The sequence below is a fragment of the Romboutsia sp. LXY-2 genome (assembly GCF_056171995.1).
Window position 1 is genome coordinate 13,352 of record NZ_JBKFGI010000004.1, and the last position, 24,313, is coordinate 37,664.

The 24,313-nt window shown below is 28.7% G+C and carries 17 protein-coding genes; 14 read left to right on the forward strand and 3 right to left on the reverse strand.

The annotated features are described in order from the left end of the window. Positions 1-19: 19 nt before the first annotated feature. Positions 20-694 (forward strand): PHP domain-containing protein, encoded by a 675-nt coding sequence (locus tag ACI48P_RS08385; protein WP_475214848.1) that lies wholly within the window; start codon positions 20-22, stop codon positions 692-694. A 112-nt stretch (positions 695-806) separates the two neighbouring features. Here ACI48P_RS08385 and ACI48P_RS08390 read toward each other — a convergent pair whose 3' ends face one another. From ACI48P_RS08390 to ACI48P_RS08400, 3 genes are all read right to left on the reverse strand, one after another. After that, the gene (locus ACI48P_RS08390; RefSeq protein WP_475214849.1) at positions 807-1,862 is read right to left on the reverse strand and encodes a M20/M25/M40 family metallo-hydrolase; all 1,056 of its coding nucleotides are present in this window, start codon (positions 1,860-1,862) and stop codon (positions 807-809) included. Positions 1,863-2,116: 254 nt separating this feature from the next. Next, complete coding sequence (locus ACI48P_RS08395) at positions 2,117-2,527, reverse strand: FxLYD domain-containing protein (RefSeq protein ID WP_475214850.1); 411 nt, start codon at positions 2,525-2,527, stop codon at positions 2,117-2,119. A 92-nt stretch (positions 2,528-2,619) separates the two neighbouring features. After that, entirely contained in the window at positions 2,620-3,387 is a 768-nt protein-coding gene (locus ACI48P_RS08400) for a protein kinase domain-containing protein (RefSeq protein ID WP_475215032.1), read from the reverse strand. Positions 3,388-3,488: 101 nt separating this feature from the next. Here ACI48P_RS08400 and ACI48P_RS08405 point away from each other — a divergent pair, with 101 nt between their 5' ends. From ACI48P_RS08405 to ACI48P_RS08465, 13 genes are all read left to right on the forward strand, one after another. Beyond that, positions 3,489-4,190, forward strand: coding sequence for an ABC transporter ATP-binding protein (locus ACI48P_RS08405; protein ID WP_475214851.1), 702 nt, complete (start codon positions 3,489-3,491; stop codon positions 4,188-4,190). Continuing rightward, positions 4,181-6,583 carry an ABC transporter permease gene (locus ACI48P_RS08410; protein WP_475214852.1) on the forward strand — a complete coding sequence of 801 codons (2,403 nt, stop codon included), beginning with the start codon at positions 4,181-4,183 and terminating at the stop codon, positions 6,581-6,583. Before ACI48P_RS08405 ends, ACI48P_RS08410 begins: the two co-directional genes overlap by 10 nt. Before the next feature lie 163 nt (positions 6,584-6,746). Continuing rightward, positions 6,747-8,450, forward strand: a complete 1,704-nt coding sequence (locus ACI48P_RS08415; RefSeq protein WP_475214853.1) for an ATP-binding protein — start codon at positions 6,747-6,749, stop codon at positions 8,448-8,450. Then, positions 8,431-9,753: a sigma-54-dependent transcriptional regulator gene (locus ACI48P_RS08420; protein WP_475215036.1), complete on the forward strand. Its 1,323-nt coding sequence runs from the start codon at positions 8,431-8,433 to the stop codon at positions 9,751-9,753. Before ACI48P_RS08415 ends, ACI48P_RS08420 begins: the two co-directional genes overlap by 20 nt. A gap of 272 nt (positions 9,754-10,025) precedes the next feature. Beyond that, on the forward strand, positions 10,026-11,312 hold the full coding sequence (gene grdG / locus ACI48P_RS08425; RefSeq protein WP_475214855.1) for a sarcosine reductase complex component B subunit alpha: 1,287 nt from the start codon (positions 10,026-10,028) through the stop codon (positions 11,310-11,312). A gap of 28 nt (positions 11,313-11,340) precedes the next feature. Beyond that, positions 11,341-12,651, forward strand: a complete 1,311-nt coding sequence (gene grdF, locus ACI48P_RS08430; RefSeq protein WP_475214856.1) for a sarcosine reductase complex component B subunit beta — start codon at positions 11,341-11,343, stop codon at positions 12,649-12,651. A 15-nt stretch (positions 12,652-12,666) separates the two neighbouring features. After that, positions 12,667-14,010: a sodium-dependent transporter gene (locus ACI48P_RS08435; protein ID WP_475214857.1), complete on the forward strand. Its 1,344-nt coding sequence runs from the start codon at positions 12,667-12,669 to the stop codon at positions 14,008-14,010. A gap of 192 nt (positions 14,011-14,202) precedes the next feature. Further along, on the forward strand, positions 14,203-14,634 hold the full coding sequence (locus ACI48P_RS08440; protein ID WP_475214858.1) for a hypothetical protein: 432 nt from the start codon (positions 14,203-14,205) through the stop codon (positions 14,632-14,634). A gap of 195 nt (positions 14,635-14,829) precedes the next feature. Then, positions 14,830-15,387 carry a TIGR00266 family protein gene (locus ACI48P_RS08445; protein WP_475214859.1) on the forward strand — a complete coding sequence of 186 codons (558 nt, stop codon included), beginning with the start codon at positions 14,830-14,832 and terminating at the stop codon, positions 15,385-15,387. 93 nt (positions 15,388-15,480) lie between these two features. After that, on the forward strand, positions 15,481-16,581 hold the full coding sequence (locus ACI48P_RS08450; protein ID WP_475214860.1) for a site-2 protease family protein: 1,101 nt from the start codon (positions 15,481-15,483) through the stop codon (positions 16,579-16,581). Between the two features lie 341 nt (positions 16,582-16,922). Beyond that, complete coding sequence (locus tag ACI48P_RS08455) at positions 16,923-20,279, forward strand: AAA family ATPase (RefSeq protein WP_475214861.1); 3,357 nt, start codon at positions 16,923-16,925, stop codon at positions 20,277-20,279. A gap of 235 nt (positions 20,280-20,514) precedes the next feature. After that, positions 20,515-22,311 (forward strand): ABC transporter ATP-binding protein, encoded by a 1,797-nt coding sequence (locus ACI48P_RS08460; RefSeq protein ID WP_475214862.1) that lies wholly within the window; start codon positions 20,515-20,517, stop codon positions 22,309-22,311. Continuing rightward, positions 22,311-24,125 (forward strand): ABC transporter ATP-binding protein, encoded by a 1,815-nt coding sequence (locus ACI48P_RS08465; protein ID WP_475215033.1) that lies wholly within the window; start codon positions 22,311-22,313, stop codon positions 24,123-24,125. Before ACI48P_RS08460 ends, ACI48P_RS08465 begins: the two co-directional genes overlap by 1 nt. Positions 24,126-24,313: the final 188 nt, after the last annotated feature.

A 24,313-nucleotide genomic window follows, 5' to 3' on the forward strand; every position in this document is an offset into this window, starting at 1 on the left:
TAAAATAAGGAGCATAAATATGAAGTTCAAATATGACTTACATGTACATACAAAAGAAGTTAGTCCTTGTGCACGTCTTAGTATAGAGGAAATAATAGACAAATATATAGAAAAAGGTTACTCTGGATTAGTTATTACAGACCATATGAGAAAGGGTTACTACAGAAAATGTAGGAGAGAAGAATGGAAAGAGAAAACCAAAGAATTCTTTTACAGTTATGATAGAGCTATTGATTATTGCAAAGATAAGGATTTTTATATAGGTTTAGGAATGGAGATTAGTTTTAATAGTAGTACAAATGATTTTTTGGTATACGGATTTGAAAAAGATGATTTCTTTGAAAATGAGTGGATGATAGAAATGGAGCTAAAGGAATTTTATAATAAGTTCAAGGATAAAGCTATCATTATTCAGGCTCACCCTTATAGAGAAAGAGGTAGTAATTTAGTGGATATAAACTTTCTACATGGGCTAGAAGTATTTAATCAAAATCCAAGACATAATAACCATAATGATCTGACATATGATGTTTATAAAGAGAACCTTAGACTGATAGCTACAGGTGGAAGTGATGTACATCAAAAAGAGGATATGTGTACAACAGGTATATGTACAGATAAAAAAATCACGTCAGATAAAGATTTAATTGAGATATTAAGAAATAAAGAATTTAAAATAATAGGAATGGATTAAAATATATTTTTAATTTAATTAATAAGAAATATAAAAATAATAAGTAAGAAGTTGAAGGTCTAAGTTTATTCTTAGACCTTTAATATTTATTAAACATAATTATTAACTAAATTTATTGAAGTGGATTTAAGTTTTCTTCTCCACTCATACTTAAGATAGTTTGAACCAATAATTCAATTTCATTTTCTATATCATTAAGATTTGCAGTCTCACAAGGCGCATGCATATATCTAAGTGGTAGTGAAACAAGCGCAACGGGTACACCTTTACCAGTTAATCTTATTTTATCAGCATCTGTACCAGTATTTCTTGGAGTAAGTTCGTACTGTATCTCAATACTATTTTCCTTTGCAGCTTTTTCTAAAATTTCATTAATTTTAGAACTTATTGGAGCTCCTTTAGATAATATAGGCCCATTTCCAAGTGTACAATAACCACTCTCTCTTGGATCTATTCCTGGATAATCTGTAGCAAAAGATACATCGCAAGCAATACCCATAGTTGGATTTATATGGCTAGCGGCAAAATAAGCTCCACCCATATTTGTTTCCTCATTAACAGTACTTACAGCATAAACAGCCACATTAGGACCCTTATCAGATACTTTTCTAAGAACTTCAGCAACTATAAATGCACCAGTTCTATTGTCTAGACCACGACCAACAAAAGTATCATTTAGCATATACTCATAGTCAACATCATATATTATATAATCACCAATAGAAACAAGCTTTTCCATTTCTTCTTTATTATTAGCGCCACAATCTATAAATAGATCTTTAGCTTCTATATTATCCTTAGCACCACCTTGATGTTCAGCTCTAACACCAACTACACCTTTTAAAACTCCACTTTTAGTTAAAACTCTAACCCTATTTCCAAGAGCTAACTTAGGATTTATACCACCAGCTTTAGCAACATATAAGTATCCGCTGTCATCAATGTAGTTTACCATATAAGCAATTTCATCGCAGTGGCCAGCTAGCATAACCTTGAATTGTTTATCGGGATTTACAGATGCTATAACATTACCAACAACATCAGTTTCAATTTTGTGTGCAAAATCTTTAACATATTCCATCCATAATTTTTGTAATTCTATTTCATTGCCAGATGGTGAAGGTGTCTTGATAAGTTTCTCTAGAAATAATTTTGATTCTTCTCTCATAATAATAGTTCCTCCATACAAATATATATTTAACTCATACATAGTTAACAAATTTAAAATCCAAATAACATTTTTATTTGGATGTTTTCATTTAGCCCCTTAAGGATGGTATAATATAATAATACTCTATTTATACACATATTGGAAAAAAATGAATAAATGGGGAGTTATTAATGGGTGCTGCAAAGATAAAAAGAACTACCAGATGAACTTTATAATAACACATCACTTCACAAAGTAGATGTATTGTATAATTAGAATACGCTAGACTTTGCAGTTATTTCAAATTTATCAAAATCATCTTTTATACATAAAATTTCAACTTTTCTTTTCTCTCCTGGACTTATACCAGATTCATTAGTAAAAGAACTTCCTACAACAGTACCATCACTACCAAATAGCTTGTAATCAAATTCTATATAATCAATAACTTCATCACTTGTATTTTCAAATATACCAACTATAGAAGTACTAAAATCAGTTTTTGTAACTTCCCAGTTAATATTTTTAGCCATTTCATTTACAGATTCATCATTCTTAGATATTTCATTTTCAGTATCTTTAATAGCTTGGTCTACTGAAGAAACACCTGCGCTAATAAAAGCAGCACAGCCACCTATAACTACTATAAAACCTATTATTACACCTAATATTATTTTTTTCATAAATATAACCTCCAAAATTTAATAATTATTATACTCTTATTATAGTGAAGGCTAATTCTTAGTTGGTATGCTAGTAGTATACAAATAAGAATTTATGAAAATAAAGTTAATAAATATCCTAAAGAAATAAATATTATAAATGAATATAGAGAAAAACCAAAAACTCTAGTGACTTTATTACCGCTATTTACAAGTGGTAATTTTTCATTTATATCCTTAAAATTAGCAAATAAACATACATACATAAGAGCCATGACAATAAGTATTACATTAGCAATAAAAGATGACATGCTAGTAAAAGCAAACAACCCTGTACTCAAAGTCAAATAAAATAATGTAGCTAAAGTCATATTGATTTTGTTTTTAGTTCTAAAGCCTGGAATAATTGTATTTGATTTTGGATTAGACTTAGAATTTGGAATTTCTTTTTTCTCAAAAGGGTTATTTTCTTTAAAAAGTAAAAGATCTAAATCATATTTTAGTTTATCTACATTTTCGTATCTATCTTTTGGAGATATTTCCGTACATTTTAATATTACGTTTCTTAATTTAGAATTACTTAAAAATTCCTTGAAATGTTTACCTGTTGTTAGTACATTCATCATTACCCCCATAGCATAAATGTCACTTCTACCATCAGATTGCTCAAATCCAAATTGCTCAGGTGAGGTATATCCTTTTGTACCTAATAAGGTAGTATCAAGATTTTCACCTGTTTTATATATTATTGATTTATCAAAATCAATTATTTTTATAACATTGTCATTACTTATAACTATATTTTCAGGCTTGATATCTCTGTGGATTATTGGAGGTGTTTGATTGTGAAGCAAACTTAAAACCTCACACATTGATGACATATATTCCAAGTGAAGATTACCAAAACTATATTACTCTGAATTTAGTTTATATATTATAATAATCTATAAGATGTATTAATTAAAGAAAAGGAGATTAGGTTATGTCCATAAAACTAATCAATGTAGAAAAAGTTTATAGAACAAGGGAAATAGAAACAGTAGCCTTAAAAAATATAAATCTAGAAATTAAAGATGGAGAATTTTTAGTGATATTAGGACCTAGTGGTAGTGGAAAAAGTACTATGCTAAATGTAATAAGTGGGCTTGATACACCTAGCAGTGGTGAAATATACTGTGATGATAAAAAAATAAGTGATTATAATGAAGACAAATTAACAAAATTTAGAAGAGATAACCTAGGATTTATTTTCCAACAATATAATCTCCTTCAAAATCTTACGGTAAAAGAAAATATAGAGCTAGGATCAAGTATTGGAGTTAATCCTCTTAATATAGATGAAGTTCTAGAAGCTGTAAGTATGACAGAACAAATGGATAAATATCCATACCAACTAAGTGGAGGTCAACAACAAAGAGTATCCATAGCTAGAAGCGTGGCAAAAAATCCAAAGATAATGTTTTGTGATGAGCCAACAGGAGCTTTGGATGAAGAAACAGGAAAACAAGTTTTAGAGTTGATACAAAACCTAAATAATAAGTTTAAAACTACAACTGTGGTTATAACTCACAATCAAAATATAGCACTTATGGCAGATAGAGTTATTAAGATGAATTCAGGTAAAATCGTTGAGGAAATCATAAATACAGAAAAAAGAAAGGTAAGTGAAATAAAATGGGGGTAAAAATTCTATTTAAAAACACTTTAAACACCTTTAAAAAGAAAAAACTACAGCTTTTAGCTATAGGCATAATAATTGCAATGAGTTCATTTTTATATACTACTATGTTTTATGCTATAGATAGTTTAAAGATACCTCTAGAAAAATTTATAGAAAATACTAATCAAGAAGATTTTTCAATAGGTATGATAAATGGATTAACTGACTCTGATATTAATAAACTAAATAATGAAGAAAAAATGAACATGATGGTTTATTCATTAAGTGATATAAAGAATTTAGATGAAAATTTATATAATAAGATTATAGGAAATAGGATTAAATCTTTTGAAAAAGCCTATGATGAATTTGAATTAGAAAATAGATCATTTAAAGAAATTAACTTTAAAAATAATACTGTAAGCAACAAAATTACTTTATACAAAGATAATAAAAATATTAATAAATCATTTATCGAAGAAGGAAATAAGCCTAAAAATGATGATGAAATAGCTATAACAAAAATATATGCTAAAAAAAATAACTTAAAAATAGGTGATAGTATAAAGATAGATAACAAAAATTATACTATTACAGGGTTTGTGCTATTTCCTGATAACACACTTCCTATAAGTGGAACAGATTTTAATATTGATAATTCTAAGATTACCTTAGGGCTTGTTAATGACAGTGAGTATGAAAAGATAAAAGGAAAAGAAGGTTTCTATCTATCTGCAGTATGTAAAAATAAAGAAAGTTTAGAAGATTTTAATAAAAAAGTAGTAAATACATATAAGGATAATAAGGATTTAGATTATATAACAAGTATAGTGCTTACTAAAAATCAAATAAGAAGTGGTGCTATATATGAGGAGTTAAAGGGTGGAAAGATGATGACTATAGGTATAAGCGTAAGCATTAGTACAATCGCTGTGTTAATTGTGCTTATGATAACTTACAGAATAGTAAAAAATGAAAGAGCACAAATAGGAGTTTTAAAAGCCCTTGGCTATTCTAGCAAAGAAATACTAAAGCCTTATATAATTATTCTTAGTATGATATCTCTACCTTTATTAATTATAGGATATATAGGTGCAATGTTTGCAGCTCCATCTATGAGTGAAATGTATTTGGAATTTTACTTAATACCAATGGGAGAGATTAAACCAAACTTAAGTGTATTAATAGTAGCGATAGGAGTTCCATTTATAGTAATAATTGGTTTATCAACTATTCTTATAAATAAGATGCTTTCTAAGAGAGCTATTAATTTAATAAAATCTAATGAAAGTGGTAAGGTAGGAATACTAACTAAGTTGGCTAGTAAAATACTAAAAAAATCAAAGCCACAGACTAAGTTTAAATACTCATTTATATTATCAAATACTAATAAATTCTTAGTATTCTTCTTAGGCATATCATTATCTTCAATGCTTATAATAATGAGTCTTATGATGGTTAATTTCTTTGATAAGATTAGTGTTGATTATTATAATTCGATAGATTATGTATATGAAGGTATTGTTGATATGTCAAAAGAATATCCAAAACTTAATTCTAAAGATGAGAAGTTTATAAGCTTACCTAATGGAATATACAATGATGATAATATAACTATAGTTGGATTAGATAATGATAACAATCTTCATAAGTTATTTAATAAAGAGGGTAATACTATTACTGATAAGCTAGAAGAAGGCATTATTATAAATAAAAGCTTTAGCTTAACATATGGAGTAAAAGTTGGAGATAACATAAAAATTATTATAAATGATAAGGAATTCGAAGATAAAGTAGTAGGAATTTCTAATGAGTATTCAGGGGTTAAGGTTTATATGGATAGGATTAAGTTAAGCAATATAATGACTAGTGATAAACTATTTGATTATATTGATCAAGATGACTTCTATACAGGTGTATACTCAAAGGATGAGCTTGATAAAGATGACTACTTAATGGTTACAAATAAAGGTGATATTTTAGAACAAACAAAGTCTATGCAAGGTTTTGTAAAGATAGCAGTATACACAATGATAGGGACGGCAGTATTAATTGCTGTAATAGTATTATATGTACTTACGACTATGACAATAGAAGATAATTATTACTCAATATCATTATTAAAAGTAATGGGATACTCTAAAAAAGAAGTAAATTCAATGTTGTTAAATAGCTATTTAGTATATTCAGTGATTTCATATTTGATAAGCATACCTTTGACTGTATTTGGTCTAGGATATGGAGTTAAATACTTAGCAAGTGAATTTAATATGATTATGCCATTTGAATTTGAGATTTGGCATGGTGTTGTTGGGTTTGTCATTATGATAATTATATTTGCCATAGGAAGTAACTCAGCTAAGAGGAAAATTAGTAAAATTTCACTTCAAGAGGTTTTAAAAGAGAATAGAGAATAAAATTATTATACAAAATCCCACGCTCTAGTGAGCCTGGGATTTATTTTTATTATAACAGTAAAGATTTATGAGAGAGTGCTTAATAGCAACTCGTTAGTACTGGAGGATTTTGTAATTTAATGTAGAATTTAATAATATATATTTATGATTAAAGGAGTAAATAATGAGGAAACGAAACGTAATTATTATTGGAATAATTTATTCACTTCTTGTTACAACCATAGTTTTTAGTATATATGTAAAACTTGAATATAACACTAGTTTAAAAGAATTCATTGAAAAAGCAAAACCAATAACGTCAAAAGAAAAACAATGGCTTGTTGAAAATGGTACCTTAGTTTTTGGTTCAGACCAGACATCACCACCGTTAAGATATGAAGATGCTAATGACAATCAATATAAGGGTATAGCAGTAGATATAATCAATTCTTTATCAATTACTATTGGGCAGAAAATTGATTTTCAAAAGCATGACTGGTGGAGGGAATCATTAGATGATTTATCAAACAATTCTATTGATTTTTTTGATTTAATAAAATCAGAAGATAGATCTAAAGATTATCTTTTTACAGACCCATTATATTCATTAAATGGAAATATTTTAAAAGAAAAAAACAATAAAAGTATTAATAACTATAATGACCTAAAAGGAAAAAATGTAGCCATAATAGAAGGTGACTACTCAATTGAGTTTTTGAATAGTAGAGTTAATGACATCGATATTGAATTAACTCCTGACGTTAAAACATCTGTAGAGTACTTATTAGATGGGAAAGTAGATGCTGTAGTTGGTGATGAACCTGTATTAAATCACTACATTAAACAATTGGATCTTGGAAGGGAATACACTGTACTAAGTGATCCAATTTATATGAAAAAAGCATGTTTAGCAGTTCCAAAAGGTCAAGAAACTTTAGTAAAGATTTTAAATAAGGGCATTTTTCAGCTAGAAAAAACAGGCGTGTACGATAGTATAATAGATAAATGGAAATATGAATGTAGTGATATTAATTCAATAATATATCAAAACCCACAACCTAAAATTGTATATATATTGTTTATTGCCATGTTAGTTTCAATATACATTATTTCTGGAAGCACATATATATTAAAGAAAGAGATAAAAGAAAAATCAGAAGAATTAAAGAAGGTAGAGAATCAATTAATTAGAGATAGTAAAATGGCAGCTATTGGCCAGCTTGCATCTGGAGTTGCTCATGAAGTTCGTAACCCTCTAGGTATAATTCGTAATTATTGTTATCTACTTAAAGATGATGATATTAGTATAGATGAAAAAAATGAGTACGTTAAAGAGATAGAGTCAAATGTAGACAGAGCTAGCAATATAGTAACCAATCTATTGAGTTTTGGTAAATTAACTAGTGATTTGGAGTATGAGCTAAACCTACGCGAATTTATAACTAATTTATTAGATCGAGAAAAAAATAGTATATTAATCAAAAACATAAATGTATCTATAAATTGTAGTGAAATAGTATTATCTATAAACGTAGAGTTACTAAATCATATATTAACAAATTTATTATCTAACTCAATAGATGCAGTTAGTCACCATGGAGTTATTATAATTGATTGTTATGTCAAAGGTGATTATTTGTATATAGATATTAAAGATGATGGAAAAGGAATAAGAGCTAAAGATATTGATAATATTTTTGATCCATTCTATACTACAAAACCAGTAGGGGAAGGGACTGGCCTTGGTCTATACATCGTTTATAACCTTGTTACAAAACAAAATGGAGAAATAAATGTTGAAAGTAATGAAAAAGTTGGAACTTGTTTTCATGTTAAGCTTCCAATAAATAGGGAGAAGGTTAAATATTATGAGGATATTAATAGTTGATGATGAAGCACAATATAGTGAAGTAATGAAAAAAATACTCAAGAAAAAAGGACATATAGCAGATGTTGCTCATAGTGGTCAAGAAGCTTTAAAAATACTTAAAAGTAATAAAAAATATGATGTAGTTTTATCTGATCTTATTATGAATAATATGAATGGTGTAGAACTACTTGAAGAAATACAGAAGTTAGATAAAAATATTAGAGTAATAATGGTAACAGGATATGGAAGTATTGAGAACGCTGTAGAGGCAATGAAAAAAGGAGCATATTATTATTTTATTAAAGGTAGTTCAGTTGAAAGTTTATTAGAAGAGTTAGAAAAAATAAATACAATAGTAACTAAAGAAAAAGAATTAAACAACAATGGAAAATACACTTTAAATACTAAAAATAAAAAATTTGCTCAAACTATAGAACTTGCTAAAACTGCTGCAAAAAGTAATGTTAATATTCTATTACTTGGGGAGTCAGGTGTAGGAAAAGATGTTTTTGCAAGATTTATACATGAAAATAGTATGAGAAAGGATAATCAGTATGTAGCAATAAACTGTTGCTCTTTTTCAGACAATCTTTTAGAGTCAGAGTTATTTGGTCACGAAAAAGGATCTTTCACAGGTGCTTATGAATCTAGAAAAGGTAGATTTGAGTTGGCAAGTGGTGGAACTTTATTTTTAGATGAAGTAGGAGATGTTTCTTTAGGAGTTCAGGTAAAGCTTCTTAGAACATTAGAAAATAAGGTAGTAGAAAGACTTGGGAGCAACAAACCTTTTGAAGTAGACTTTAGACTTATCAGCGCAACTAATAAAAATCCAAAAGATGAAATCTTAGGCGGGACAATGAGGGAAGATTTCTTTTATAGAATAAGCACAATCGTACTTACAATACCACCACTTAGGGAAAGAAAAGAAGATTTAGATGATCTAATTCAGTTTTTCTTAAATAAATATAAAAAAGAATTTAATAAAGATATAACATCTGTTGATGATGACGTTATGGGATTTTTATTAAACTATGACTATCCAGGAAACATAAGAGAATTAAAAAATATTATAAGTAGATTAGTAGTACTAAGCGATGGTAAAAGGATAACAAACAGGGGGCTACCAGTAATAACTAATATTCATAAAACACCTGAGAAAGAAAGTATCAGACCGCTTAGAGAGATAAGAAAAGAGTTTGAATGCGAGTACATAGAAAAAGCTTTATTATCATGTGGGAATAATATTTCTCAAGCAGCTAAAAAATTAGATATTAGTAGAAGGCAACTAACTAACAAAATAACCGAATATAATATTAGATAACAATATTCATATAGATTATATAGCGTGTGAGAAGAAAATTTCATACTAAAGTGGGAAAAAAACTTCTCAATTAATGGATACTTATAAAAGAGATAAACGATTCTATTTATTGTTTATCTTTTTTTATTTTATTTTTAACTTTTATTTATTGAAAAAACCTTTATATTATAGGGTTTGTATTGGTAATTTCTATATTGAAATTACAATTATTAGTTTTTTGGCATAGTTAATGCTAGTTATATAAGGCAAAAGTCTATAAGGAGGTACATTATATGAAGTTGGAACTAGGCAAAATATTTATCAAGGATATTCAGTTTGGACAGCAAACAGAAGTAAAAAACTCAACTCTATACGTTAATAAAGAAGATGTAGAAAAAATCGTCTTAGAAGATGAAAAGTTTGTAGGAGTAAAGGTAGAATTAGCTAGACCAGGTGAATCAATAAGAATAGCTCCAGTAAAAGATGTTATTGAGCCAAGGGTTAAGGTAAGTGGAGATGGTGAAATATTCCCTGGTGTTATAAATAAAGTAAAAACTGTTGGAAATGGAAGAACTCATGCGCTAGTTGGTTCAAATGTTATTACTTGCGGAAGTATTGTAGGTTTTCAAGAAGGTATAATAGACATGAGTGGTCCTACTGCTAAGTATACTCCTTTTTCACAAACTAACAGCTTATGTATAGTAGTTGAGCCAAGAGAAGGATTAGAAACACATGATTATGAAAAAGCAACAAGACTTGCAGGGTTAAAAGTTGCTACTTACATAGGAGAAGCTGGTAGAGCAGTTGAGCCAGATGAGATAGTAACTTATGAAACTAAACCATTACTTCAACAAGTAAAACAATACCCTGATTTACCTACAGTAGCATATATACATATGCTTCAATCTCAAGGGTTATTACATGATACTTACTACTACGGAGTAGATGCTAAAGAAATGGTACCTACTTTTATGTATCCTACAGAAATAATGGATGGTGCAATAATATCTGGTAACTGTGTTGCTCCTTGTGATAAGGTAACTACTTTCCATCACTTAAATAACCCAGTTATTGAAGATTTATATAAGAGACATGGAAAAGATATAAACTTTGTTGGTGTAATATTAACTAATGAAAATGTATTCTTAATGGATAAAGAGAGAAGTTCTGATATGGTTGCAAAACTTATTGAGTTTATAGGTGCAGATGGTGTACTTATAACTGAAGAAGGATATGGAAACCCAGACACAGATCTTATGATGAACTGTAAAAAATGTACAGATGCTGGAGCTGATGTAGTATTAATAACTGATGAATTTCCTGGTAGGGATGGTAAGAGTCAGTCTGTTGCTGATGCAACAAAAGAAGCAGATGCTTTGGTTTCTTGTGGTCAAGGTAACTTAATAGTACACTTCCCAGCTATGGAAAAGGTAATAGGAACATTAGAATATGTAGAAATGATGATTGGTGGTTACAAAGGATGTATTAACGAAGATGGAAGCATGGATGCAGAACTTCAAATAATAATAGCCTCTACTATAGCAAATGGATACAATCACTTAACAGCTAGATATTATTAAAATATAAAAAATAATGGAGGATAAGTTTATGGGTAAAATTAGAGTAGTTCATTATATAAATAACTTCTTTGCTGGAATCGGTGGAGAAGAAAAAGCTGATATACCACCTGAAAAAAGAACTGGTGTAGTAGGTCCAGGTATGGCACTTCAAAAGGAATTTGGCGATGAAGCTGAAATAGTTGCTACAGTAATTTGTGGAGATAGTTACTTTGGTGAGAACATGGAGAGTGCAACATCAGAACTTTTAGAAATGATAAAAAAAGAAAAGCCTGATCTATTTATTGCAGGACCAGCATTTAATGCGGGAAGATATGGAGTAGCATGTGGTGGTATTTGCAAAAAAGTCGAAGAAGAATTAAACATACCAGTTGTTACAGGTATGTACGTAGAAAATCCAGGTGTAGATATGTATAAGCTAGATTTACACATTATATCAACAGGTAACTCAGCTGCAGATCTTAGAAAATCAGTTCCAAAGATTGCAAAACTAGGATTAAAATTAGCTAAAAATGAAGTAGTAGGACCACCTGAAGAAGAAGGATATATCATGAGAGGTATAAGAATGAATTTCTTCCATGAAAAGAGAGGTTCTGAGAGAGCTTTAGATATGCTAGTTAAAAAAATGGCTAAAGAATCTTTTGCAACAGAATATCCAATGCCTGAGTTTGACAGAGTAGCTCCAAATAAAGCAGTTGTTGATATGTCAAAAGTTAAGGTTGCTTTAGTTACATCAGGGGGAATAGTTCCAACAAATAACCCAGATAGAATAGAATCATCAAGTGCAACAAAATATGGTATTTATGACTTAACTGGAAAAGATTCTATGTCTAAGGATGAATTTACTACTATTCACGGTGGATATGATAGAGCATTTGTTTTAGAAAATCCAAACTTAGTTGTTCCTCTAGATGTTGTAAGAGAATTAGAAGAAGAAGGCGTTATAGGAGAGATGTCAAATTACTTCATAACAACTACAGGTACAGGCACTAGTGTAGGTAATGCAAAAAAGTTTGGAGAAGATTTTTCTAAAAAACTTGTTGAAGATGGTGTTGGCGCAGTAATTCTAACATCTACATGAGGTACTTGTACACGTTGCGGTGCAACGATGGTAAAAGAAATAGAAAGAGCTGGAATCCCTGTAGTTCATCTATGTACTGTAGTACCAATATCTTTAACAATAGGAGCAAATAGAATAGTACCTGCAATAGGTATACCATATCCTTTAGGAGATCCAAAGTTAACAGAAGTTGAAAGTAAAAAGTTAAGAAGAAGCCTTGTATTAAGAGCACTTAATGCCCTATCAACAGAAGTAGAAGAGCAAACTGTATTTGAAAAATAAAAATGGAGTGATTTGATGGATAAAAATCGGGAGTCTTGGGGGAGTAGATTTGGTTTTATAATGTCAACTATAGGTTTTGCAATTGGTCTTGGTGCAGTGTGGAGATTTCCTTATATGGTTGGAGTTAATGGAGGAGGAGCATTCCTTATAGTATATGTATTAATATCTATAATAATAGGAATACCTCTATTTATAGCTGAGATGGGTCTTGGGAGAAAGACTCATCTAAATCCAGTAGAGGGAATGAGAAAACTAACTAAAAAAGGTAGTCTATGGGTCGGAATTGGCTGGATTGGAGTTATAGCATCTTTACTAATAATGTCTTATTATACAGTTGTTATAGGATGGATGCTTGCTTATTTATTAAAAATGGCTACGGGTGCTTTTTCTGGACTATCAATTGAAGAAGTAAGTAATGTTTATTCTAGTTTTATTGCAAATCCAATGCAAGGAATATTTTTCACTTTGTTAATGATAATAATACTAGGAGTTATTGTTACAAAAGGGCTTAAAGATGGTATTGAAAACTGTTGTAAATATCTAATGCCGGCTTTGTTTGTAATATTAATAATATTAGCAGTTAGAAGTGTTATGTTGCCAGATGCAATGGAAGGTATTAAGTGGTATTTAACACCTAATTTTAGTAAAATAACTCCACAGGTCATTCTTGCAGCCCTAGGGCAAGCATTCTTTGCAATTGGTATAGGTGTTGCAGCTGCATTCGTATACGGTAGCTATTTAGATGATAAAAAGTCTAATATACCAGGAGATGCGACTATAATAGTATTATCAAATACAATGATAGCAATAGTTGCAGGATTTATAATATTCCCTGCTATATTCTCTTTTGGAATGTCTCCTGCAGCAGGCCCAGGTCTTACTTTTGTAACTATGCCAAACTTATTTAGTCAAATGAGCGGAGGAGTAATGTTTGGGACAGCTTTTTTCTTCTTAGTAATAATAGCAGGTATAACTTCTGGTATAGGATATTTAGAAGCTATAGTTTGTACTATATCAGAAGTATTTAAATTGGAAAGAAAGAAAGCGGTATGGTCAACACTACTTGTTATATTTACTTTAAGTATACCTTGTATATTAGCAAATGGTCCTTGGAGTAATATAACAATACTTGGAAGAAACTTCTTTGATTTAGCAGATTTTATATCAGGAAATGTTCTTATGCCACTAGGGGCATTAATGATATCTTTATATACTGCTTATAAGTGGAAGTATGAAAACTATATGGATGAGGTAAATATTGGTGCGGGTAAAGTAAGGGTTTACAAGTTTATGAAACCAATAGTTATTTACCTTATACCAATAGCAGTATTTATAATAATGGTAACTGGTTTAATGTAAGTTAATTATTAATATTTATCCCTATAAATTAATAATCCCTCTATCTAGAATAACTAGGTAGAGGGATTTATTATTTTAAACTCATGATTCCTACTATAATATAGCATACTGATATGGACTTAGAAGAAATGAGTAGTTAGGATTCATACATATATGATATAATAAATGAATAAAAATTAAGGAGTTTGCTTAATGAGTAATGAGACAATAAAACTTATGAGCATATTAAAAAATATTGATGATGAAGATTATCTTGATAATTATTTAGATAGCATAGAAGATAAGTTTAAAGATTTAGATTTTATTAATTATGTTAAAGAGTCAATAAAAGATAAAGGAATTAAGAAAAGTGATTTAATAAAAAATGCTGACATAGATAGAACATATGGATATCAGGTCTTAAATGGTAGTAAAAAACCAAGCAGGGATAAGATACTAATGATTTGTATTGGTGGTGGATTTAGTTTAGAAGAAACTAATAAGCTACTAAAGTTAGGTAATTGTGGGGAACTTTATTCAAAAAATATAAGAGATGCAGTTATTATATTTGGGATAAATAAAAAAGTTGATATATTACAGATAAATGAACTTTTATATAGTAGAGATCAGGAGTGTTTAAGCTAGAAGTATATTGATAGAGTTTAATGTAAAGGTAATTATTAAAATTAATAAATATTATTATTGATGAATAATTTAAATAAATTTTGTGGGAGGTAAACTATGAGTAATGAAAAATTTGAACTATTATGCCAAGGGGATAGTAGAATACTTAAAATACACGCAACTAGAGGAGAAGCATACATAGTATAAGCAGGATCTATGGTTGCAATGACACCAAGCTTTGACTTAAATGTAAAAGCTGGAGGTTTAGGAAAAATGTTTGGTAGAGTAATGTCTGGTGAAAGTGCACTACTACAAGAGTACAGAGCATTAGAAGATGGGGAGTTATTGTTAGCTCCAACAGGATCAGGGGATATTACTATGATAGATTTAGATGGAAGTAAAAGTTTAAGAATAAGTAATGGGAACTTTTTAGCTTGTACAGAAAGTTTATCTCTAGAGACAAAAGCTAAAGTAAAAGGAATATTCGGTAGTGGTGAAGGGTTATTTGGAATTAGAACTAAAGGTCGTGGTACTTTATTTGTAAATTCTTGTGGATCAATACATAAGATAAATCTAAGTCATGGTCAAGAGTACATAGTAGATTCTAGTCATTTAGTTTTATGGGACAATGATATGGAATACTCAACAGAGTTAGCGGCTAAAGGATTAGCATCGTCATTTTTTAGTGGAGAAGGCTTTTTAGCAAGATTTAAGGGGCCGGGTGAAATATGGATTCAAACTAGAAAGCCTATAGTTTTATCTCAAAATGGTTAATTAAAATATAATATTAGTTATATTATTCGAAACATAAAAGTATATAATCAGGGGAGTGATTAGAATTAAAGATAATAAAAAGAAAAAAAATCAATGAAGGTATTACGATATATCATAATAATGCTAATAGGATTTATTGGTGGATTAATAGGTGTAAGTTTGTCATTAACAGACAACATAGAAGTTAGTAATATATTTGGGGATACACTACTTTTTCTAATATCATTTTTAGTAGCATTTTTAATTCAAGTAATACTGCATGAATTAGGCCATTTAATCTGTGGCTTACTATCAGGATATGAGCTTGTTTCATTTAGAGTAGGTAGTTTAACACTAGTCAAAGAGAATGATAAATTTCTTATGAAAAAGTTTAATGTAAAAGGAACTGGTGGTCAATGTCTAATGATGCCTAAGGAAGATAATTACGAGAAAATATCATATGTATTATATAACTTAGGTGGATTACTTATGAATGGTTTAGTTGTAATTTTGTGTTCAATAGCCATAAAAACATTGCATTTAAATAGATATATACATGAATTGTTCTTATCATTAATTATTGTTGGAGTTATGATATTTATTACAAATGGTATCCCTATGAAAATTGGTGGAGTTGCTAATGATGGATATAATGTTATTTCAATAATGAAAAATAAACTTATGAAGTATTGTTTCTATACACAGTTAAGGGTGAATGGACTTTTACATAAAGGAATGAGATACAAAGATATGCCACTAGATTGGTTTAATATAGATGAAAACTCTGATTTTAGCAATCCTTTAGTATGCAGTATTAAAATTATGGAAGCTAATTATTATCATGACAACTTTGATTTTGAAAAAGCAAAAGAATATTTTGAGTTTTTACTTAATTATAGACCTAAGATAATAAGCTTATATGAAAATGAAATAAAATGTGAATTGTTATTTTATGAGATAATAGGTGAAGGTAATATAGAAAAAATTAATGATTTATATACTAAAGAATTAAAAAACTATATAAAAATAACAGATTGTTATATAAATAGAAAAAGATTAATGTATGCATATTATTTAATTATAGAAAAGGATATGAAAAAAGTAGAACAAATACTTAAAGAAATGGAAAAAGTGAAAAAAACATATCCAATTAAAGCCGAAGTTGAAAGTGAAATAGAGTTAATTGAATTTATTAATGAAAAATTTGAAAGATAAATTAGCATAGGTTAAAGTTTAATTTTATTGAAAAAATATAAATATAATAAGTAAGTTTTTAAAGGTCTTAAGTTTATTCTTAGGCCTTTTTTTATTTTCCACCACTTACCATTGTATCCCTGGTTTTAATTCTATTCCCCCTTGTTTGAAATTCATAATTTAAAATTGTTCATATATTAAGATGATATCACACTATATAGTTTTTCACAGGAATACTTAAATCAAGGGAGGCGGAATTACGAACTTGAGTAGGAGCATCTTTTTATATGGTAAACATCGTATTAAATTAACAGAATAATACATAATAAGACTATGAAAATAGATAAAAGGGGCAAAAACTTATGAATGAAAATATTAAATCTATATTTACTCAAATAGAAAAAAATTTAAATAAAGAATTAATAGGTCAAGGTAAATATTTACATAGTTTATGTAATTACTTTGAAAACAAAACTCTATTAAAAGAAAAAGGAATGATATTTTTAATAGGAGAAAAAGAAACTTCAAAAAAGACAAGTATAAAGTTGATATTTGAAAACTTGAAAAAGTACAACCTATCACCAACTAATGAAGTAGATATAATAGATTTATCAGCCTATAACTTTAACTTAGGCTACAATGCATTCTTAACAGATTTGTATGAAAAGCTGAATAGTCTATCAGAATGTATTATATTTAAAAATATAGAAGGAGCAAGAAGTGATATAATTAACACAGTAAAAGAAGTTTCACCAAATAGCTGTATTGTGCTAGATAAAAACTATATGATGAAAAATAGATTTTTAGTAGAATATGAGGGAAACGAAAAAAATACTGTAAATCAAATAATATGCCATAATAAGTTTTTAGTTTTTATTTCAGAAAATGAGAACTTCAAAATAGAAGATTTATTTGGGAGAAACTTTGAAAATAAAGTAGATTTAGTATTACATACAAAAAAACTAAATAAGCACGAAAGAAGTTTAATACTAAAAAAAGAAGTAGAAGAAACTGCCAAAAGGATAGAGAATAACTCTAAAGTAAAAATAATATTAGATGCTATAGAAAATGAAGAAACTGGAGAGAACATAGGAATTTATAAGTTTTTACAAGAAAGTTATAAGAGTGACTCTAACTTTGGGATTTATGAATATGTATCATATAAACTTTGTAAGCCACTTACTAACTTTATAAGAGAAGAAGAAATACGAGCACAAAGTTCAATAATCGTTTATGTAGAAAATAATAATATATATTTAAAATGTGATAGAGGTCAATTTAACCTAGATGACTATTCAATACCAACATTAGAAGAAGCCAAATACAAACTAAATTCTATAATAGGGATAGATGAGTTAAAAGAATTCATAAAAAATGTTAAAAATAATTTTAGAGTGCAACAAATAAGAGAAAAACTAGGATTAAAAACTTCAAAAATATCTATGAATATGATATTTGTTGGAAATGCAGGTACAGGAAAAACAAATGCTGCTAGAGTAACCTATGAATACTTAAATGCACTTGGGGTATTAACAAAAGGTGTTTACAAAGAAGTAAGTAAGGCGGATTTTTTAAGCGAGAATACTAGTGATGTTGCTAAAAGAACTATAGATATAATAAATTCTTCAATAGGTGGAGTGCTATTTATTGATGAGGCATATTCCTTATGTGAGAGCAATGAAGATAAGGTAGGTAAAGAAATTGTAGATGCACTACTTAAGGGAATAGAAGATAATAGAGATGATTTAGTAGTAATACTAGCAGGTTATGAAAAAGATATGGAAGAGTTTTTATCATTTAACCAAGGTCTTAAATCAAGATTTCCAAATATAATCCATTTTAATGATTATAGTCCTTCACAGATGTATGAAATAGCTGTAAATATTGCTGCATCAAAGGGATACAGAATAGCTAAAAATGTGAAAAATGACCTTATTGATTTATTTGCAAAAAATCAACTAAGTGGAAAAAATGATCTAGGAAATGCTAGATTTGCAAGAAATATAATAGAAAATGCTATACTAGATGCTTCGAAAAAATATCTGAATAATAAAAATAAAGAAATAGACTTATTAGAGAGAGATAACTTTAACTTTAAAGCAAAGGCAAAGTTTGATTTGGAAAAAAGATTAAGTGAGATAATAGGCCTATCAGATGTAAAAAAATTACTTAGAAGCCAATACAAATTAATAGTAGCACAAGAAAAAAGAAAGTCTGTAGGGGTAAACACTGAAATAGACCAAAACTTAAATATGGTGTTTACAGGTAATCCTGGAACAGGAAAAACTAGTATAGCTAGATTAGTAGCAGAAATGCTAAACAGTATGGGGCTACTAAAAACTGGACAACTTGTAGAGACTGATAGATCAAGCTTTGTTTCTGAAATACCAGGAGAAACTTCTAGAAAAACAGAAGAAAAATTTAAGGAAGCTTTAGGTGGAGTATTATTCATAGATGAAGCATACACACTAGCCAATGATTCTTTAGGTAGAGAAGCCGTAGAAACATTACTAAAACTTATAGAAGACTACTCTAAAGAAGTAATAGTTATACTTGCTGGATACAGTGAAGATATGGAAGACTTTTTTGATGTAAATATTGGTCTTAGATCAAGATTTCCATTATGGACAAATTTTGCAGATTATAACCCAAATGAACTTTTAGAAATGTCCATTAAATTAATAGAATCTAAAGGATTTAAGTTATCGAAAAATGCTTACTTATCTCTTAAAAATAGATTTGTAGATATATATGAAAAATCAGACTCCCAATCAGGCAATGGAAGAATGGTTAGAAACTATGTGGAAAACTTAATAAGAAATCAGAGTATAAGAATTTCAGAAGAAGATACTAGTGTATATGAAATGAATTTAATTACTGTAAAAGATATAGAAAAAGTAGATTTATCAGATTATGAAAATGAATTTAATATAGAAGAAAAATTAGAAAAGTTGGTATATAGTGAAAAGGTAAAAGACTTTCTAAGAAATCAATACAAATTTATAAAGATAGAAGAAAAAAGACAAAAACTAGGAATAAAAAATGAAATAAACAAATATAAAAATATAGTGTTTACAGGTAACATTGGTACAGGTAAGAAAAAAACACTAAACATCTTATCAGAAATGTACTATAGCAGAGGATTGGTAAAAGCTAAAAGCATTGTAGAGTTTGATATTAATGAGATAGTATCTATGATCGAAAAAGGAAATAACATAGAAGATATTTTTAATAAATCCTTAGAAAAAGTTGTAATAATATACAAGGCTCATGATATGATAAATAAAGATAATTATGAGCAGATAGTATCATCATTAATAAAGTTTATAGACCAAAATAAGAATCGTATATATTTGGTTTTAGTTGGTGAGAAAGAAGGAATTAGAAAGTTGCTGGCTTTAAATCCTTCATTAAATTATAGATTCCCTATATATTTTAATTTTGAGGATTATACATCTGAGGAGCTATATACTATATGTGTAAATATATTGAAAGAAAAGGGATTTGAAGTCTCTAAAGATAGTGAGAAAATGTTGCATGAAGTTATTACGGAGATTTATAAGAAGAATCCAACTATGAAAAATGGTCTATTAGTTAAAAGTTATTTAGATAAATTGATAAGATTACAAAGTAGTAGGGTTTATGATGAAAAATTGAGTTTAAAAGATATTAACGTTATAACTACTGATGATGTAGTATTAAGTAAGATTAATTATTGAAGATAATAAAAGCCTATAATTTATATATTGGATATAAAAAAGCATCTAACATATGGATGCTTTTTTATGTCAGAACTTACTTAAGTAATAATATGTTCTCAAAAAATCATATAATGAAAAGATTTAGAAGATAAGAGGAATTATTTATTATATAATTAATATATAAATAATATTTGACTTAACAGGGGACGTGTCAAAGATTATAAAATGTCATCTAGCAATGAAAGGGGGAAAAATGATAATAGAATTCACTAAGGGATTAAAAAGATATTTCTTATTAGCATTAATAACCACAATTTTAGGAATAGGATTTAACTATTTAACACCACAAGTCATAAGAATAACAGTAGATTCAATAATAGGTGATGCACCATTTAACCTACCAAGTATAATAGAAAGCACTATAAACAGCATAGGAGGAAGAGAATACCTAAGACAAAACTTATACATACCAGCTATGGTAGGAGTAATATGTGCTATTTTATCAGGTATATGCAACTATTTATACAAAGTGAACATGTCAAAAGCATCAGATGGAACTATTAAAAATCTAAGAAACAGACTATATAGTCATATAAGTAAACTGCCGTTTAACTGGCATATGAAAAATCCAACAGGAGACATAATACAACGATGCACCTCAGATATGGAAGTAGTAAAAAACTTCCTAGGAATACAGCTACTAGAATTTGTGAGAATAGTCTTTTTAATAATCATATCACTATATTTAATGTTTTCAATGAACGTAAAACTTTCTTTAATAGCAGTAGGATTCATAGCTGTTGTAATTATATATTCAGTAGTATTTTATACTATTATCCAAAAGAAATTCCAAGCAGCAGATGAGGCTGAGGGAGAACTATCATCCCTTGTCCAAGAAAACTTCACAGGAGTAAGAGTTGTAAGGGCTTTTGGTAGACAGTCTTATGAAATAGATAGATTTGATGAAAAAAATATAGGATTCTCAAATCTATGGATAAAACTAGGTCATGTGCTTAGTTTTTATTGGGGTACTGGAGATTTAATATCAGGGCTTCAAGTAATGTCGATAGTAGTATTTGGATGTATAGAAACAGTATCACTAAATTTGACTCTAGGCCAGTTTTTAGCTTTTATTTTTTATAATTCAATGTTAGTTTGGCCAGTAAGATCTCTAGGAAGAATTATCTCAGAAATGGGTAAGGCTAAAGTATCCATAAAGCGTATAGGAGAGATATTAGAAGGTAGAGAAGAATGTGATGATGAAAATGCAACAACTCCTAATATGAAGTCAGACATAGAATTTAAAAATGTAAGATTTGATTATTATAACTCAAAACTAGTACTTAAAGATGTAAGCTTTAAAATACCTAAAGGTAGTACTTTTGGAATATTAGGTTCAACTGGGTCTGGTAAATCTACAATAGTACATTTATTAGATAGATTGTATGACTTAGGAGAAGAGAATGGAGAAATACTTATAAATGGAGTAAACATTAACAACATAAAACTTAATTACTTAAGAAATAACATAGGGGTAGTACTTCAAGAGCCTTTCTTATTTTCAAAAACTATAAAAGAGAATATAAATATATCATCGTACTTAAGTGAAGATGAAAATATTGATGCTATAGAAGATGCAGCTAAAATATCATGTGTTCATGAAAATATATTAGGGTTTGGTAAAGGTTATGACACTATTGTAGGAGAAAGGGGAGTAACCTTATCCGGAGGTCAAAAGCAAAGAGTAGCAATAGCGAGAACCTTAATAAAAAATAGCCCAATAATAGTATTTGATGATTCTCTATCAGCGGTAGATACTGAAACAGATGCAAATATAAGAAAAGAATTAAAATCAAAATTAAAAGATAGCACAGTAATTATAATATCTCATAGAGTAACTACACTTATGCAGTGTGACAATATTATTGTGTTAGATGATGGAAAAATAATTGAAGAAGGAAATCATGAAAAACTATTAAAGATTGATGGAGTATATAAAAAGATTTATAATATGCAGTCTAGTATAGATGAGTTGGGAGGTGGAGAGTGATGCTAAATGAAGAACAATATAAACAAAGTTTTTCTATAAAAATATGGGCAAAGCTGTTTCCGTTTCTAAAAAAGTATAAATTACAGTTAATATTTGCTATACTCGCTAATCTATTGGTAGCTTTTGTTGATGTAATGCTACCAATTTTTCAGAAATATGCCATTGATAAATTTATTGTACCAATGAATACTAGCGGAATCAGAAACTTTTCATTTGTATATATATCAGCAATAGTATTACAGGCAATTTTTGTAATAGTATTTACAAGATACTCTATGTATTTGGACTTAAATATTGGTAAGGATTTGAAAAGAGCAACTTTTATTCATTTACAAAAGTTATCCTTTTCATTTTATAATACTACTCCTGTAGGATATATTATAGCAAGGGTGATGAGTGATACTAATAAAATAGGCTCAATGATAGCTTGGGGGCTTGTAGATATACTATGGTCTATTACATATATAGGTGGGGTGTTTATAGCGATGCTAATGCTAAATGTAAAGCTTGCACTATATGTAATATCAATAGTGCCATTTATAGCATTGCTTACTGTATATTTTCAAAATAAAATCCTAAACGTAAATAGAGATATACGAAGTATAAACTCTAAAATTACAGGGGCCTTTAATGAAGGAATAACAGGATGTATAACATCGAAGACTTTAGCAATAGAAGATAAAAATTTAGATGAGTTTTCAAAAATAACTGAAACAATGTATAGCACAAGTATAAAAGCTACAAGACTAAATGCAATTTATATGCCGATAATATTATTTTTTAGTTCTCTAGCAGTAGCATTTGTGTTAGCAAAAGGTGGAAATTTAGTTAATGAAGAATTAATGGCAATAGGTACATTATCAGCATTTATTTCTTATGCAATAAGTATATTTGAACCAATACAACAATTAGCAAGAAATATATCTGATTTTATATCTACTCAAGCAAATATAGAAAGAGTATTTGGACTATTAGAAAAAACACCTGATATAGTAGATAGTAAAGAGATAATAGATAAATATGGAGATAATTTCTCTCCTAAAAAAGAAAATTGGGAAGATCTTAAAGGTGATATAGAATTTAAAGATGTATATTTCAAGTATCCTGATGGTGACGAATATATATATGAAAACTTTAACTTTAAAATACCTGCTGGAACTACTGTAGCTTTGGTAGGAGAGACTGGAGCAGGCAAGAGTACCTTAGTTAATTTAGCCTGTAGATTTTTTGAGCCTACAAAGGGGAATGTATTAATCGATGGTAAAGATTATAAAAAAAGATCTCAGCTATGGTTACACAATAACATAGGTTATGTACTACAAAATCCTCACTTATTTTCAGGAAGCGTAAAAGAAAATATAAGATATGGAAAGCTTGATGCAAGTGATGAAGAAATAGAAGAAGCGGCAAAGATAGTTTCTGCCCATAAGATAATCATGAAGATGGAAAAAGGATATGATAGTCAGGTAGGGGAGGGAGGATCAAATTTATCTACTGGAGAAAAACAACTTATATCCTTTGCTAGAGCAGTATTAAAAGACCCGAGGATTTTTGTACTTGATGAGGCTACTTCATCTATAGATACAGAAACAGAACAGATAATTCAGAGGGCAATCTCTCATTTGTTAAAGGATAGAACTTCTTTTTTAGTTGCTCATAGATTGTCTACTATTAGAAAGGCGGATGTTATTTTAGTAGTTAGAGATGGAAAGATAGTTGAAAAAGGAAGTCATAAAGAGTTATTAAGTAAAAAAGGTTATTATCATTCCTTGTATGTTAAGCAGTATGAAGAGGAGATAACCTCAAGATTATAATTACATTTGAATAGAGAGATTATCAAATAGCCTAGATTATTATATATTAGAACATAATAACTTAGGCTATTTATCATTGAAAAAATATAAAATTACTAAAAGCTTTTATGTGAGTTAATCCATTAAAGATTAAGCCTCTTGCTCAAATATCTTAAGCTGATTAGAGAAGCTAACATTTAAAAAATAAA

What these genes read in the sequence shown, in the direction of transcription:
- ACI48P_RS08385 (WP_475214848.1), top strand. Translation starts at nt 20, where the DNA reads ATGAAGTTCAAATATGACTTACATGTACATACAAAAGAAGTTAGTCCT.
- ACI48P_RS08390 (WP_475214849.1), bottom strand. Translation starts at nt 1,862, where the DNA reads ATGAGAGAAGAATCAAAATTATTTCTAGAGAAACTTATCAAGACACCT.
- ACI48P_RS08395 (WP_475214850.1), bottom strand. Translation starts at nt 2,527, where the DNA reads ATGAAAAAAATAATATTAGGTGTAATAATAGGTTTTATAGTAGTTATA.
- ACI48P_RS08400 (WP_475215032.1), bottom strand. Translation starts at nt 3,387, where the DNA reads ATGTCATCAATGTGTGAGGTTTTAAGTTTGCTTCACAATCAAACACCT.
- ACI48P_RS08405 (WP_475214851.1), top strand. Translation starts at nt 3,489, where the DNA reads ATGTCCATAAAACTAATCAATGTAGAAAAAGTTTATAGAACAAGGGAA.
- ACI48P_RS08410 (WP_475214852.1), top strand. Translation starts at nt 4,181, where the DNA reads ATGGGGGTAAAAATTCTATTTAAAAACACTTTAAACACCTTTAAAAAG.
- ACI48P_RS08415 (WP_475214853.1), top strand. Translation starts at nt 6,747, where the DNA reads ATGAGGAAACGAAACGTAATTATTATTGGAATAATTTATTCACTTCTT.
- ACI48P_RS08420 (WP_475215036.1), top strand. Translation starts at nt 8,431, where the DNA reads ATGAGGATATTAATAGTTGATGATGAAGCACAATATAGTGAAGTAATG.
- grdG (WP_475214855.1), top strand. Translation starts at nt 10,026, where the DNA reads ATGAAGTTGGAACTAGGCAAAATATTTATCAAGGATATTCAGTTTGGA.
- ACI48P_RS08435 (WP_475214857.1), top strand. Translation starts at nt 12,667, where the DNA reads ATGGATAAAAATCGGGAGTCTTGGGGGAGTAGATTTGGTTTTATAATG.
- ACI48P_RS08440 (WP_475214858.1), top strand. Translation starts at nt 14,203, where the DNA reads ATGAGTAATGAGACAATAAAACTTATGAGCATATTAAAAAATATTGAT.
- ACI48P_RS08445 (WP_475214859.1), top strand. Translation starts at nt 14,830, where the DNA reads ATGGTTGCAATGACACCAAGCTTTGACTTAAATGTAAAAGCTGGAGGT.
- ACI48P_RS08450 (WP_475214860.1), top strand. Translation starts at nt 15,481, where the DNA reads ATGAAGGTATTACGATATATCATAATAATGCTAATAGGATTTATTGGT.
- ACI48P_RS08455 (WP_475214861.1), top strand. Translation starts at nt 16,923, where the DNA reads ATGAATGAAAATATTAAATCTATATTTACTCAAATAGAAAAAAATTTA.
- ACI48P_RS08460 (WP_475214862.1), top strand. Translation starts at nt 20,515, where the DNA reads ATGATAATAGAATTCACTAAGGGATTAAAAAGATATTTCTTATTAGCA.
- ACI48P_RS08465 (WP_475215033.1), top strand. Translation starts at nt 22,311, where the DNA reads ATGCTAAATGAAGAACAATATAAACAAAGTTTTTCTATAAAAATATGG.